The organism is Bradyrhizobium sp. PUT101 (assembly GCF_052043945.1).
GTDB lineage: Bacteria > Pseudomonadota > Alphaproteobacteria > Rhizobiales > Xanthobacteraceae > Bradyrhizobium.
On the sequence record NZ_CP197207.1, the window covers coordinates 4,241,367 to 4,254,715 of the forward strand.

Genomic DNA, 13,349 nt, shown 5'->3' on the forward strand with positions numbered 1-13,349 from the left:
GGCGATGCGTAGCATCGAACCTGGAATCTCGAGATTCCGGACCCGGTCCTTCGGACAGTCCCGGAATGACGGTCATTAAATCACACCGTCTTCTCCGGCCACCGGCAGAGATCGTTGATCAGGCACACCTCGCAGCGCGGCTTGCGCGCGATGCAAGTATAGCGCCCGTGCAGGATCAACCAATGATGGGCATGCAGCATGAACTCTGCCGGGATGACCTTTTCGAGACCGAGCTCGACCTCGAGCGGCGTCTTGCCGGGCGCAAGTCCGGTGCGGTTGCCGACGCGGAAGACATGTGTGTCGACCGCCATGGTGTGCTCGCCGAAGGCCATGTTGAGCACGACGTTCGCGGTCTTGCGTCCGGCGCCGGGCAGCGATTCGATCCCGGCACGCGTGCGCGGCACTTGGCCGCCGAATTCGCTGAGCAGCTTCGCCGACAGCGCGATCACGTTCTTCGCCTTGGTGCGGTAGAGGCCGATGGTCTTGATGTACTCGCGCAGGCGCTCCTCGCCGAGCTCGAGCATCTTCTGCGGGGTGTCGGCGACCTCGAACAATGCGCGCGTCGCCTTGTTGACGCCGGCATCGGTCGCCTGCGCCGACAGCACAACGGCAACCAGCAGCGTGAACGGATTGACGTGCTCGAGCTCGCCCTTCGGCTCCGGATTGGCCTTGCGGAAACGGCTGAAGACCTCGTGGACCTCAGCCGGCGTCCAGGGTCTTGCGGCTCTGAGCGATTTTTTCGCGGGCGCCTTCGGTTTGGTCGCGACCGGTTTTGCCTTTTTCTTCAGCACCGCCGCTTTACGCGGGGCCGGCTTGCGGGTGATTTTCGCCATGATCGGGATATACTGATGGACGATGAGCACAGGCAACGAAATTGAGTGCGCGCGATCTGAAAGCGAGGACGAGCCTCAGATCTTCTCCGCGCTGCTGACGCCGCACCGCTCGCTGAACCGCACAGGCTTTCTCGCCGTGATGCTGTTCCTGAGCGTCGTCAGCTTCGTCACCGGCCTCGCCTTCCTGATGATGGGCGCCTGGCCGGTGTTCGGCTTTTTCGGCCTCGACGTGCTGGTGATCTGGTGGGCCTTCAAGGTCAATTTCCGCGCGGCGCGGGCCAGCGAGGAGATCGTGGTGACGCCGTCGGAACTGCGCGTGCGGCGCGTCAGCCATCGTGGCCAGGTTGCGGAATGGACCTTCAATCCGCTCTGGGTCCGGCTCGACCAGGAGATCGACGAGGAATACGGCATCGAGCACCTCTATCTGATCTCGCGCGGCCGCCGGCTGCTCATCGCCGGCTTTCTCGGGCCTGAGGAAAAAGCAAGCTTTTACAATGCGTTGGTCGGAGCCCTGAACGCCGCTCGGCGTGGCCCGACCTATAATCCGGTGACCTGAGCACAGTCGGAAATCGGGTGGTTTCGAGCCACCCCTTCTCCTACATTCCGGTCATGATGACCCTCGCGATACATGACCAGCGCCTGACCAAGCCGGGCACCCAGAACGCCGCGTTGCGCGACTACGATTCGGTGCGCCGGGCGATCGCCTTCATCTCGGCGAACTGGCGCGCGCAGCCGACCATCGAGGCGATGGCGGATGCCGCCGGCGTCACGCCGGACGAGCTGCACCATCTGTTCCGCCGCTGGGCCTCGATCACACCGAAGGCCTTCATGCAGGCGCTCACCCTCGACCACGCCAAGAACCTGCTCAGGGATTCCGCCAGCATCCTTGACGCGGCGCTCGACTCCGGCCTGTCGGGCCCGGGCCGGTTGCACGATCTCTTCGTCACCCACGAAGCGATGTCGCCGGGCGAATGGAAGAATGGCGGTGCCGGCCTCACCCTGCGCTACGGCTTCCATCCCTCGCCATTCGGTACCGCGATCGTGATCGCCACCGATCGCGGCCTGACCGGCCTCGCTTTCGCCGATCACGGCGAGGAGAAGGTGGCGCTCGCCGACATGACGCGGCGCTGGCCGAAGGCCACCTATGTGGAAGATCACGAAGGCACCGCGCCGTTCGCAGCGCGCGTCTTCGACCCAAAGCTGTGGCGACCGGACCAGCCGCTGCGCGTGGTCCTGATCGGCACCGATTTCGAGGTGCGGGTGTGGGAGACGCTGCTGAAAATTCCGATGGGACGCGCGGTGTCCTATTCCGACATCGCCTGCAACATCAGGAGTCCGAAGGCCTCGCGCGCCGTCGGCGCTGCGGTCGGCAAGAACCCGGTCTCCTTCGTCGTGCCGTGCCACCGCGCGCTCGGCAAGAGCGGCACGCTCACCGGCTATCATTGGGGCATCACCCGCAAGCAGGCGATGCTGGGCTGGGAAGCGGGACAGCTGGGGCTGCAGTGACTTTCTGATGTCGTTCCCGGCGGTGCGAAGCATCGAACTATGGTGCGCCATTGCGCACCTGGGAAGCCCGAGATTCCGGGTTCGCCCTTCGGGCGCCCCGGAATGACAACGTCTATCAGCCCGCCAGATCCAGCTTCGAGGCCACCGTCGAATCCGCATTGAGCCGGTAGATGATCGGCACACCGGTGGCGAGTTCGCGCTTCAGGATGCCCTCCGGCGAGAGCTTCTCCAGCACCATGATCAGCGCGCGCAGCGAATTGCCGTGGGCGGCAACCAGGGTGCGCTTGCCGTTGAGCACGGCGGGCAGAATCTCCTGCACGTAATAGGGCAGCGCACGCGCGAGCGTGTCCTTCAGGCTTTCGCCGCCGGGCGGCGGTACGTCGTAGGAACGGCGCCAGATCAGCACCTGGTCCTCGCCCCATTTCTTGCGCGCATCGTCCTTGTTGAGACCGGAGAGATCGCCGTAATCGCGCTCGTTCAACGCGAGGTTCTTCGAGGTCGGCAGACCGGTCTGGCCGAGCTCGGCGAGGATGAGATCCAGCGTGTGCTGCGCGCGCGTCAGGACCGAGGTGAAGGCGACGTCGAACACGAGACCCTGTGCCTTCAGCTTGCGGCCGGCTTCCCTGGCTTCGTTCACGCCGAGCTCGGTGAGGTCGGGATCCTTCCACCCCGTGAACAGGTTCTTCAGATTCCATTCGCTCTGGCCGTGGCGCACGAGCACGAGAAGACGTTCGCTCATTGACTGTTTTCCGTTAGGTTCGCTCAGATGTCGGAGAGGCCGAGCACGTCGGCCATGGAGTAGTGCCCCGGCTGCTTGCCGTGCGCCCACAGCGACGCCTTCAGCGCGCCATGGGCGAACAGCATGCGGTCCTCGGCCTGGTGCGACAGCGTCAGGCGCTCGAACGGGCCGAGGAAGCTGACGCTGTGATCGCCGGCGACGGTGCCGCCGCGCAAGGACGCGAAGCCGATATTGCCCGGCCTGCGCGCACCGGTGATGCCGTCGCGCCCGCGCTCGGAATGGTCATCGAGGGTGACGCCGCGGCCACTGGCTGCGGCCTGGCCCAGCATCAGCGCCGTGCCCGAGGGCGCGTCGACCTTCATGCGATGATGGGTTTCGACGATCTCGATGTCGAAGCTCTGGTCGAGCGCCTTGGCGACGCGCTTGACCACGGCGGCGAGCAGATTGACGCCGAGGCTCATATTGCCCGACTGCACCACGACGGCGCGATTGGTGACGCTCTTGATCACCGCGTTGTCGGAGCCGGACAGTCCGGTCGTGCCGATGACGTGGACGATGCCGCGCTCGGCGGCGATCGCGACATTGGCGATGGTCGCCGCCGGGACGGTGAAGTCGAGGATGCCGTCGGCATCCTTGGACATTGCCCAGAGATCGGCGGAGAGCTTGATGCCGTTGGCCGGCAGGCCTGCGAGCACGCCGGCATCCTTGCCGAGCAGCTCCGAGCCCGGCGCCTCCAGCGCGCCCGCCAGCACCGCGCCCTTGCTCTCGGCAATCGCCCGCGTCAGCGCCCGGCCCATCCGGCCTCCGGCTCCTGCAACAATCAAGCGCATGTCGGACATGGTGTGATCCTCTCAGTCGCCGTTTTAGCGGGGGGATGCAGTTCCGGCAACCGAGGGGTCAGGCTGTGGGGCACCGACTGACTCCACAGCGTCATGGCCGGGCTTGTCCCGGCCATCCACGCCTGCCACGCAGCACAAGGAACGTGGATGCCCGGGACAGGCCCGGGCATGACGACCTCTGCCATGACTTCAAATGCAATAGCCCTGCCCTAGAGGTAGGGCCAAGAGAGAACGCGCCTCAGCCGTCCTGCGGCTGTGGGCCGTCATAGCCTTCGATGATGATGAGGTCGGCGACCGAGTGCGGCTGGCGCACCTTGATGTTGGCCTGGTATTCCGGCGAGTTGTAGCAGGCGAGCGCGGTCTCGTAGTCCGGAAATTCGATCACGACATTGCGGGTGCGGCTGGCACCTTCGACGGTGGTGAACTTGCCGGCGCGAACGACGAAGCGGCCGCCCCATTTCTTGAAGATCGGACCGTTGGCGACGGCGTAGGGCTTGTAGCCCTCGTCACTGCTCACATCGACACGCCCGATCCAGTAGCCCTTTGCCATTGTTCTCTCCCTTGTTGATCAGCTGAGCGCTTGCACGATCTCGGCCTGGATTGCGTCGGCCGCCGCCTTGGGATCGGACGCATCGAGTATCGGCCGTCCGACGACGAGATAGTCGGCGCCCGCAGCGATCGCACGCGCCGGCGTCATGACACGCTTCTGGTCGCCGGTCGGTGCGCCCGCCGGACGGATACCAGGCGTGACGAGGCTCATCTGATGGCCGACGATCTTGCGCAAGGCACCCACCTCTTCCGGCGAGCAGACGAGTCCATCGATGCCGAGTACCTGCGCTTGCTGCGCGCGCGCTTCGACCAGCTCGGAAACGCCGAGCCGATACCCGGCCGCGTGCAGATCGTCGTCGTTGTACGAGGTCAGCACTGTGACGGCGAGAATCTTCAAGCTCGATCCGCCACGCCCTTCGACCGCCGCCTTCATGGTCTGCGGATAAGCGTGGACGGTGAGGAAAGTCGCTCCCAGCTTGGCGACACTCTCGACACCGCGCATCACGGTGTTGCCGATGTCGTGCATCTTGAGATCGGCAAACACCTTCTTGCCCTTGTCGGCGAGCTTGCCAATCAGCGGCAGGCCGCCGGCATAGGCGAGCTGATAGCCGATCTTGTAGAATGTGACGCTGTCGCCGAGCCTTGCGACCATCGCCTCCGCAGCCTCCGGGCTCGAAACATCGAGCGGAACGATCAGGCGGTCCTTGGGGGCAATCTCGGCTGGCGTCATGTCACCTCACATCATGCGTTGGGAAACGTCGATCAACTGCGCTACCAGCTCCTGCAACGCGGCGATATCGCCCTCATTCTTCAGCCTGTCCATATCGTCATAGGCCTGGTCGGCAAAGGCGAGCGTGAGCTGGCTGGCAATCACATTGGCGTGGCAGGAGGAGAGGATCAGCCGCAAGGCCTGGAGCGCGCGGGCCGCGCCGAGCCGGCTCTGCGAGGCGCCGGCGAGCGCGAAGACGCGATTGCGGAACACCTGCCCGCGCGCTTCGTGCAGCTCGTGCACGCGGCTGACCCAGTCGATCGCGTTCTTGAGAAGCGGCGGCACCGAGGCGTTATATTCGGGCGAGACGATGAGCACGCCGTGATGGGCGCCGATCATGCGCTTGAGATTGATGGCGTGCTTGGGCACGCCGGATTTGGCCTGGAGATCGCCGTCGTAGATCGGCAGCGGAAAATCGGCCAGCGAGATGCGGGTGACGTCTACCCCGGCCCGGGCGAATTCATACGCGGCGACCGCCGCCAGCTTCGCATTGTGCGAGCCGCTGCGCAGCGAGCCGGGAATGATCAGGATCTTGGGTGCGGACATCCGATCCCATGCGTTCGGCCAAACGAGCCCGCCGCGCAAAAGGAGGAGCCGGCGGAATTAGTCCTTGCGATACACCCAGACGCGCGCCGGCGGAAGGTTCATCCAGATCCGTTCCGAAGCCTCTGTGGACACGCCAGGCAGCGATTTCGGGATCGGCGGCACCACCGCATAGGTGAACTGGATGAAGGGCGCGCCGGGCGCGAGCGCGTTGAAGGCGTCACGGATGAGCCGCAGCCGCGTCAGCATCGGTTTTGTGACGAGCGGCAGGCCCGAGACGACTGCGCTAGCCGGCGCGCTCAAGACATTCCAGAGCGTGTCGCGAAGGCGATAGGCATCGCCCTGCACCACCTTGGCTTGTGGGTAGCGGTCGCGCAGGAGCGCGCAGAAGCCGGGATTGTATTCGACGAGGACGAGACGCTTCTGATCGACGCCGCGCTCGATCAGGGCCGAGGTGATGGCGCCGGTACCGGGCCCAAGCTCGACCACGGGCGCGTCCGAATCGACATCGACGTAATGGGCCATGGTCCGGGCCAACAGCTTGCCCGACGGCATCACCGCGCCCATGTGCAGCGGCTTTTCGATCCACGATCTGAGAAAGCGCACCTCGTCGTCAAGACGAGGCTTCTTCAACGCACGCGCGGACGATGGCAATGGCATGTCGGGACCGGACGGGACCGCGAGAGCGGCGTGTCAGAAAATGGTCATAAAGACGTATAGGCCGAAGGCGGCACGGTCAAGCCGACTCAACTCGCCCGATTACCGAAGAAATCCTTGACCTTGGCGAAGAAGCCGTCGGATTCCGGCTGGGTGTTGCCGGAGGAAAGCTTTTCGAACTCGGCCAACAATTCCTGCTGCTTCTTGGTGAGGTTCTGCGGCGTCTCGACCACGACCTGGACATACATGTCGCCGGTCTGGCGGGAGCGCAGCACCGGCATGCCTTTTGATGCAATGCGAAATCGACGGCCCGACTGGGTTCCGGCGGGCACCTTCACCTTGGCCTTGCTCTTCTCGATCGTCGGCACCTCGAATTCGCCGCCGAGGGCGGCGGTGACCATCGAGATCGGCACGCGGCAATGCAGATCGGCACCGTCGCGCTGGAAGAACTGGTGCTGGGCCAGCGAGAGGAAGATGTAGAGGTCGCCGGCCGGGCCGCCGCGGACCCCGGCCTCGCCCTCGCCGGCGAGCCTGATCCGTGTGCCGTCCTCGACGCCTTGCGGAATGTTGACCGACAGCGTGCGCTCGCGGGTGACCCGGCCCTGGCCAGCGCAGGCCGGGCAGGCGTCCTCGATCATCTGACCGCGACCCTGGCAGCCGGGACAGGTCCGCTCCAGCGTGAAGAAGCCCTGCGACTGCCGCACGCGGCCGGCGCCGCCGCAGGTCGAGCAGGTCTTCGGCTTGGTGCCGGCCTTGGCACCGATGCCCGAACAGGCCTCGCAGGTGACCGAGACCGGAATCTCGATCTGCGCGGTCTTTCCGCCGAACGCTTCCTCGAGGGTGATCTCCATGTTGTAGCGCAGGTCGGCCCCACGCTCGCGGCCGCCGCGGCCGCGCTGACCGGCCATGCCGAACAGGTCTTCGAAAATGTCCGAGAACGAGGAGGCGAAGCCCGCGCCGAAGCCGGCGCCGCCGCCGAAACCGCCGCCCTGCTCGAAGGCGGCATGGCCGTAACGGTCATAGGCGGCGCGCTTGTCCTTGTCCTTCAGGATCTCGTAGGCCTCGTTGATTTCCTTGAACTTGACTTCGCTGGTCTCATCCCCGGGATTGCGATCGGGATGGAATTTCATCGCAAGCTTGCGGAACGACGATTTCAACTTGGATTCGTCGGCATCACGTTCGACTTCGAGAGTCTCGTAATAGCAGCGCTTGGTGGACGTGGACATGCTGAGCTCGGTCTATCCAATCGCGATTCAAGTTGGGGCGAAACAACGTTGCCACGCGGCAATATAAGCGCCCTTCGACCTTGCGGCAGAGGGCAGCATGGCAGCGCTGAGAATAACGGCTGGGAATTGATCGATCGTAGCGGGAGCGTACCCCGGCGACCTCGACACGACAGCCTCCCCCGCGAAGGGGGAGGCTGAAGAAGCGTGTGGGGTCCAAGCCGCCCGCATCGTCACCCTCTCGGGGTTCAGGCGGACTTCTTGTTGTTCTTGTCGTCGTCGACTTCGGTGAACTCCGCATCGACGACGTCGTCCTTGGCCGCATCCTTCTTGGCGTCGGCCTCGGCCTGCTGCTTGTACATGGCCTCGCCGAGCTTCATCGAAGCCTGCGCCAGCGTCTGGGTCTTGGCCTTGATCGCCTCCGCATCGTCGCCCTTCAGCGCTTCCTTGAGGTCGCTGACGGCATCCTCGATGGCGCGTCGCTCGCTCTCGGCGACCTTCGAACCGTGCTCGGCCAGCGCCTTCTCGGTCGAATGCACCAGGCCATCGGCCTCGTTCTTGGCGGTCACGGCCTCGCGGCGCTTCTTGTCCGCTTCGGCATTGGCCTCGGCGTCCTTGACCATCTTCTCGATGTCGGCTTCCGACAGGCCGCCCGAGGCCTGGATGCGGATCTGCTGCTCCTTGCCCGTGGCCTTGTCCTTGGCCGAGACGTTGACGATGCCGTTGGCGTCGATGTCGAAGGTCACCTCGATCTGCGGCATGCCGCGCGGAGCCGGCGGGATGCCCATCAGGTCGAACTGGCCGAGCATCTTGTTGTCGGCCGCCATTTCGCGCTCGCCCTGGAAGACGCGGATGGTGACGGCATTCTGACTGTCTTCAGCCGTCGAGAACACCTGGCTCTTCTTGGTCGGGATCGTGGTGTTGCGGTCGATGATGCGGGTGAACACGCCACCCAGCGTCTCGATGCCCAGCGACAGCGGGGTCACGTCGAGCAGCAGCACGTCCTTGACGTCGCCCTGGAGCACGCCGGCCTGGATCGCGGCACCGATCGCCACGACTTCGTCCGGGTTGACGCCCTTGTGCGGCTCCTTGCCGAACAGCTGCTTCACGACTTCCTGGACCTTCGGCATGCGCGACATGCCGCCGACCAGAACGACTTCGCCGATTTCACCGGCGGTGACGCCGGCATCCTTCAGCGCCTTGCGGCAGGGCTCGACGGTCTTCTGGACGAGGTCGTCGACCAGCGCCTCGAACTTGGCGCGGGTGAGCTTCATCGTCAGATGCTTCGGACCGGTCTGGTCCGCGGTGATGAACGGCAGGTTGATCTCGGTCTGCGTCGTCGAGGACAGTTCGATCTTGGCCTTTTCAGCGGCTTCCTTCAGGCGCTGCAACGCGAGCTTGTCGTTGCGCAGGTTGATGCCCTGCTCCTTCTGGAACTCATCGGCCAGATAACCCACGAGGCGCATGTCGAAGTCTTCGCCGCCGAGGAAGGTGTCGCCGTTGGTCGACTTCACCTCGAACACGCCGTCGCCGATCTCGAGAATGGAGATATCGAAGGTGCCGCCGCCGAGGTCGTACACGGCGATGGTACCGGCCTTGGTCTTGTCGAGGCCATAGGCGAGCGCGGCCGCGGTCGGCTCGTTGATGATGCGCAGCACTTCGAGGCCCGCAATCTTGCCGGCGTCCTTGGTCGCCTGGCGCTGGGCGTCGTTGAAGTAGGCGGGAACGGTGATGACGGCCTGATCGACCTTCTGGCCGAGATGGGCTTCCGCGGTCTCCTTCATCTTCTGCAAGATGAACGCCGAGACCTGCGAGGGCGAGTAGGTCTGGCCGTCGGCCTCGACCCAGGCGTCGCCGTTGGAGGCTTTCACGATCTTGTACGGGACGAGCTTCTTGTCCTTCTCGACCATCGGGTCGTCGTAGCGGCGGCCGATGAGGCGCTTCACTGCGAAGAAGGTGCGCTCGGGATTGGTGACGGCCTGGCGCTTGGCCGGCTGGCCGACGAGGCGCTCGCCGTCATCCGTCACGGCGACAATCGAAGGCGTCGTGCGCATGCCTTCGGAATTCTCGATGACTTTGGCGTTCTTGCCATCCATTACGGCGACGCACGAATTCGTGGTGCCGAGGTCGATCCCAATGACCTTTCCCATGGTCCTGATACCCTTCTTTTTGCGGCAGGTTGGCTGGGCCCAGAAGGCACCCGAACCGAAACCCCCTAAGATCAAACATCCGCGATATTGCGATGATTGAGGCTCATATAGGAGGGGGGGAGGGGCCCGCAAGGACCGAAGCTACGTTTCTGCCGCGAAAACATTGGGTTTTGGAAGATGATGTCCGGGCCCCAGCGCCCTTGCGGGTGAGGAATTATTAACAGGTTCGGGCTTCGGCAAGCCCCCGCTACCGCAGCGGGCCCCGCCCTGTTGCGGCAAGGCCAAACCCGCTAAAAGGCGGACTGGCCGTACAGCCGGCGCAGCTGCTTCGCGCGACAAAGCGGCCCGGCGGCCGACCATCGAACGGCCTCAATGTGAACCAATCAGAGTGCCCATGAAGCTGATCCGTCCCCTCGCTGCGCTCGCCCTCCTCGCCGCCTCCGCGTTTCCGGCCTTCGCCGCGGACGCCGTCTTCCCACCTGGCTTGCGTCTCGGCATGGTGCCGCTGATCGGCCTCAGTACGGCCAAAACCTTTCCGGGCTTCGAGAGCGAGGACGGCAGCGTCAAGGTGCTGATCACAGAGCTGCCGCCGGCGGCCTATGGCGAGGTCGCGAGCGCCTTCAATTCCAGTCCCGCCGGGACCAATGGCGTCAAGCAGGACAAGATCGAGACCCCCGCAGGCCTTGCCTATTTCACCACCGAAAGCGGCAAGGCCGGCGATACGGCGGTGAAGCGCTACTCGATGATCGTGCCCGGCGCCGGCTTCTCCGGCTATGTCGCGGTGCAGATCCCGGAGAATGCGACCAAGATCTACACGGATGAAGCGGTGCGGCAGATGTTTGCGAGCGCCGTCACCCGCAGGCAGGTCGCAGCCGAAGAGCAGATCGCGCTGATGCCGTTCAAGATCACGAATCTCGCCGACTTCAAGGACATCCGGACCCTGGCGCCGGGCTCGAGCATCATCCTGGCCGACGGCGACGAGAGCACGGGCTACGAGTCGAAGCCGTTCATGATCCTCGGCCTGATCGGCGCCACCCCGCAGCAGGCCGACGACCGCGCCCGCTTCGCCCAGGAGGCGGCGCTCCAGATTCCCGGCGTGCGCGAGTCGCGCGTCACCATGTCCGAGCCGATCCGCATCAACGGCCAGCAGGGTTTCGAGACCCGGATCGACGGCGTCAGCGGCAAGGACAAGATCCCTGTGACCGTGGTGCAGTGGATCCGCTTCTCAACTGGCGGCGCGTCATTGCGCATCATCGCCAGCGCCCCACGCGACCAGTGGCTGCCCGCCTTCACCCGCTTCCGCGCCGTCCGCGACGGCATCCAGCCGAAGGGCTAAAGCATGATCCGGAAAAGTGCGCAGCGGTTTTCCGAAAAGATCATGCTTAAACAACAACCTAAAGCGCGATGACGATTCATCCTCATCGCATCGCGCTTTAGCTGCATCCGCAAGCAAGATGCCCTCCCTCCCTCGCTCGAGGAGCGCGCTTGTTCGCGCGCGCCTCGAAGGATGAAGGCCGAGCCGCAACTGCCGGGGCCTACATGGTTCGAGACGGCGCCTGGCGCCTCCTCACCATGAGGTTCGATCAGTTCGGCGCGCCGTTCGATTCATTGTTGTTGGCGGCGGGGGCAGCCTTCGCACCGCCCTTGGCAACGCCGACCAGTGCCGGGCGCAGCACGCGCTCGCCGATGGTGTAGCCGGCCTGCATGACCTGCACCACGGTGCCCGACGGCACCGACGCATCAGGCACCTCGAACATTGCCTGCTGGAAGTTCGGATCGAACTTCTGGCCCTGTGGATCGAACTTCTTCACGCCGTGCTTTTCCAGCGCGTTGAGCAGCGAGCGCTCGGTGAGCTCGACGCCCTCGATCAGCGAGGTCAGGCCGGGATCGGCCGCAGCACGCGCCTCGGCCGGAACGGCATCGAGCGCGCGCTGGAGATTGTCGGCGATGTCGAGCACATCGCGAGCAAAGCCGGTGATGCCATAGAGCCTCGCGTCGGCGACCTCCTTGCTGGTGCGCTTGCGCAAATTCTCCATCTCGGCCAGCGTCCGCAGCATGCGGTCGCGCGCTTCAGCGGCTTCCTTCTGCAACGTTTCGACCGAGCCCGGCTCGGGATCGTCGGGCATGATGTAGGGCTTTGACACCACGGGCTCGGGCGTCGGCGCGGTCGTGTCTTCGGGTTGCCGGTCTCGATCGGTCATCGGCTCTAATCTCGAACTCGTTTCCAGGGATTGTTGGCCCGGATATCGTGCCTAAGCTCACGAAAATCAAGCGCCCGTGATCGGAGGAGGCGCCGGTCAGCCCCCCAGGAGGCGGCTGACGATGCGGGCGGCGTAGTCCACGGTCGTGATCACGCGGGCATAATTCAGCCGCGTCGGCCCGATCACCCCGAGAACGCCGACGATGTGGCCGGCGGCATCCCGATAGGGCGAGATGATGGTGGAGGACCCCGACAGGGAGAACAGCTTGTTCTCGCTGCCGATGAAGATGCGCACGCCCTCCGCCGTCTCGGCACGGCCGAGCAGGTCGATCACGCCGCGCTTGGTCTCGAGATCGTCGAACAACAGGCGAACGCGCTCCAGATCCTCCAGCGCATGCAGATCCTCCAGCAGATTGGCATGGCCGCGGACGATCAGCTGGCGATCCTCGTTCTCGCCGCCGGACCAGCTGGCGATGCCGGCCGAGATCACCTTCTGCGTCAGCTGATCGAGTTCGGCACGGGCCTCTCCGAGTGCCGTCTCGAGCTCGAGCCGCGCCTCGGCCAGCGTGCGGCCGCGGATCCGCGCATTGAGGAAATTGCCGGCTTCGGTGAGCGCAGAGGAGGGAACTCCAGGCGGCAGCGTCAGCACGCGGTTTTCGACCTGGCCGTCCTCGCCGACGAGGATCACCAGCGCTTTCTCTGGTTCCAGGCGGACGAATTCGATGTGCTTCAGCCGCGCATTGGACTTTGGCGTCAACACCACAGCGGCGGCCCGGGTCAGGCCGGAGAGCCGCATCAGGGCCTGGTCCAGCGCCGCCTCGACCGACTGCGCCTCGCCGACGGAGGCGAGCTGGCTCTGGATCGATTGCCGCTCGGCCTCGTTGAGGTCGCCGACCTGCATCAGGGCATCGACGAAGAAGCGCAGGCCGAGTTCCGTCGGCAAGCGGCCGGCCGAGGTGTGCGGGGCATAGATCAGGCCGAGCTGTTCCAGATCGGCCATGACATTACGGACCGACGCCGGCGACAGCGGCATGGCGATCAGGCGGGAAATGTTGCGCGAGCCGACAGGCTCGCCGGTCGTCAGATAGCTTTCGACGATTTGACGAAAAATGTCGCGGGAACGCTCGTTGAGCTGGGCAAGGCCTGCGCGCGGCGCGATCAGATGGATCGGATCGTGATGGGCCACAGACGGCAACTCCTCTCAGACGCCCATAATCTGTCCATCCCGGGCCCTTCTGACAAGCCTGGCGTTTGCGGCCGCGAATCAGAGGGTGAAAAAACCTTGCCGCCCATCCCCGCCCCACCTACAAGCACCGCGAGCAGCCTTTTCCCGTGAGTTTT

At 64.8% G+C, this 13,349-nt stretch carries 14 protein-coding genes; 3 read left to right on the forward strand and 11 right to left on the reverse strand.

Translation table 11 applies throughout. The features are described 5' to 3' along the window. Positions 1-80: 80 nt before the first annotated feature. Positions 81-833 (reverse strand): endonuclease III, encoded by a 753-nt coding sequence (nth, locus tag ACSHT2_RS20535; RefSeq protein WP_440636129.1) that lies wholly within the window; start codon positions 831-833, stop codon positions 81-83. A 22-nt stretch (positions 834-855) separates the two neighbouring features. On the opposite strand from nth, the gene ACSHT2_RS20540 reads away from it, so the two are divergent. Continuing rightward, complete coding sequence (locus ACSHT2_RS20540) at positions 856-1,389, forward strand: DUF2244 domain-containing protein (RefSeq protein ID WP_440636131.1); 534 nt, start codon at positions 856-858, stop codon at positions 1,387-1,389. A gap of 53 nt (positions 1,390-1,442) precedes the next feature. Next, entirely contained in the window at positions 1,443-2,339 is an 897-nt protein-coding gene (locus ACSHT2_RS20545; protein ID WP_440642882.1) for a methylated-DNA--[protein]-cysteine S-methyltransferase, read from the forward strand. Between the two features lie 115 nt (positions 2,340-2,454). On the opposite strand, the gene ACSHT2_RS20550 is transcribed toward ACSHT2_RS20545, so the two are convergent. The 8 genes from ACSHT2_RS20550 to dnaK form a co-directional block, all read right to left on the reverse strand. Then, positions 2,455-3,078, reverse strand: a complete 624-nt coding sequence (locus ACSHT2_RS20550) for a 2,3-bisphosphoglycerate-dependent phosphoglycerate mutase (protein WP_131870569.1) — start codon at positions 3,076-3,078, stop codon at positions 2,455-2,457. Between the two features lie 23 nt (positions 3,079-3,101). Beyond that, positions 3,102-3,917 carry a 4-hydroxy-tetrahydrodipicolinate reductase gene (gene dapB, locus ACSHT2_RS20555; protein WP_440636133.1) on the reverse strand — a complete coding sequence of 272 codons (816 nt, stop codon included), beginning with the start codon at positions 3,915-3,917 and terminating at the stop codon, positions 3,102-3,104. A gap of 238 nt (positions 3,918-4,155) precedes the next feature. Beyond that, positions 4,156-4,467 carry a DUF1330 domain-containing protein gene (locus ACSHT2_RS20560; protein ID WP_028133551.1) on the reverse strand — a complete coding sequence of 104 codons (312 nt, stop codon included), beginning with the start codon at positions 4,465-4,467 and terminating at the stop codon, positions 4,156-4,158. 18 nt (positions 4,468-4,485) lie between these two features. Further along, complete coding sequence (gene pyrF, locus ACSHT2_RS20565) at positions 4,486-5,196, reverse strand: orotidine-5'-phosphate decarboxylase (protein ID WP_440636134.1); 711 nt, start codon at positions 5,194-5,196, stop codon at positions 4,486-4,488. Positions 5,197-5,202: 6 nt separating this feature from the next. After that, positions 5,203-5,781, reverse strand: a complete 579-nt coding sequence (locus ACSHT2_RS20570; RefSeq protein ID WP_440636135.1) for an NADPH-dependent FMN reductase — start codon at positions 5,779-5,781, stop codon at positions 5,203-5,205. Positions 5,782-5,838: 57 nt separating this feature from the next. After that, the gene (locus ACSHT2_RS20575; protein ID WP_124162037.1) at positions 5,839-6,438 is read right to left on the reverse strand and encodes a class I SAM-dependent methyltransferase; all 600 of its coding nucleotides are present in this window, start codon (positions 6,436-6,438) and stop codon (positions 5,839-5,841) included. Between the two features lie 86 nt (positions 6,439-6,524). Next, positions 6,525-7,661: a molecular chaperone DnaJ gene (dnaJ, locus tag ACSHT2_RS20580; RefSeq protein ID WP_440636136.1), complete on the reverse strand. Its 1,137-nt coding sequence runs from the start codon at positions 7,659-7,661 to the stop codon at positions 6,525-6,527. 245 nt (positions 7,662-7,906) lie between these two features. Then, positions 7,907-9,808, reverse strand: a complete 1,902-nt coding sequence (gene dnaK, locus ACSHT2_RS20585; protein ID WP_440636137.1) for a molecular chaperone DnaK — start codon at positions 9,806-9,808, stop codon at positions 7,907-7,909. Positions 9,809-10,202: 394 nt separating this feature from the next. Here dnaK and ACSHT2_RS20590 point away from each other — a divergent pair, with 394 nt between their 5' ends. Continuing rightward, positions 10,203-11,144, forward strand: a complete 942-nt coding sequence (locus tag ACSHT2_RS20590) for a hypothetical protein (protein WP_440636139.1) — start codon at positions 10,203-10,205, stop codon at positions 11,142-11,144. A 247-nt stretch (positions 11,145-11,391) separates the two neighbouring features. Here the strand turns inward: ACSHT2_RS20590 and grpE are convergent, their stop codons facing one another. Both grpE and hrcA read right to left on the reverse strand, forming a co-directional pair. Next, positions 11,392-12,009, reverse strand: a complete 618-nt coding sequence (gene grpE / locus ACSHT2_RS20595; protein WP_440636140.1) for a nucleotide exchange factor GrpE — start codon at positions 12,007-12,009, stop codon at positions 11,392-11,394. 96 nt (positions 12,010-12,105) lie between these two features. Next, positions 12,106-13,194, reverse strand: coding sequence for a heat-inducible transcriptional repressor HrcA (gene hrcA, locus ACSHT2_RS20600; protein ID WP_124162033.1), 1,089 nt, complete (start codon positions 13,192-13,194; stop codon positions 12,106-12,108). Positions 13,195-13,349: the final 155 nt, after the last annotated feature.

Excerpts from the sequence above, each read along its gene's own strand:
- ACSHT2_RS20575 (WP_124162037.1), bottom strand. The coding sequence starts at position 6,438 with ATGCCATTGCCATCGTCCGCGCGTGCGTTGAAGAAGCCTCGTCTTGAC.
- grpE (WP_440636140.1), bottom strand. The coding sequence starts at position 12,009 with ATGACCGATCGAGACCGGCAACCCGAAGACACGACCGCGCCGACGCCC.
- ACSHT2_RS20550 (WP_131870569.1), bottom strand. The coding sequence starts at position 3,078 with ATGAGCGAACGTCTTCTCGTGCTCGTGCGCCACGGCCAGAGCGAATGG.
- dapB (WP_440636133.1), bottom strand. The coding sequence starts at position 3,917 with ATGTCCGACATGCGCTTGATTGTTGCAGGAGCCGGAGGCCGGATGGGC.
- ACSHT2_RS20570 (WP_440636135.1), bottom strand. The coding sequence starts at position 5,781 with ATGTCCGCACCCAAGATCCTGATCATTCCCGGCTCGCTGCGCAGCGGC.
- ACSHT2_RS20560 (WP_028133551.1), bottom strand. The coding sequence starts at position 4,467 with ATGGCAAAGGGCTACTGGATCGGGCGTGTCGATGTGAGCAGTGACGAG.
- nth (WP_440636129.1), bottom strand. The coding sequence starts at position 833 with ATGGCGAAAATCACCCGCAAGCCGGCCCCGCGTAAAGCGGCGGTGCTG.
- ACSHT2_RS20540 (WP_440636131.1), top strand. The coding sequence starts at position 856 with ATGAGCACAGGCAACGAAATTGAGTGCGCGCGATCTGAAAGCGAGGAC.
- ACSHT2_RS20545 (WP_440642882.1), top strand. The coding sequence starts at position 1,443 with ATGATGACCCTCGCGATACATGACCAGCGCCTGACCAAGCCGGGCACC.
- ACSHT2_RS20590 (WP_440636139.1), top strand. The coding sequence starts at position 10,203 with ATGAAGCTGATCCGTCCCCTCGCTGCGCTCGCCCTCCTCGCCGCCTCC.
- dnaJ (WP_440636136.1), bottom strand. The coding sequence starts at position 7,661 with ATGTCCACGTCCACCAAGCGCTGCTATTACGAGACTCTCGAAGTCGAA.
- pyrF (WP_440636134.1), bottom strand. The coding sequence starts at position 5,196 with ATGACGCCAGCCGAGATTGCCCCCAAGGACCGCCTGATCGTTCCGCTC.
- dnaK (WP_440636137.1), bottom strand. The coding sequence starts at position 9,808 with ATGGGAAAGGTCATTGGGATCGACCTCGGCACCACGAATTCGTGCGTC.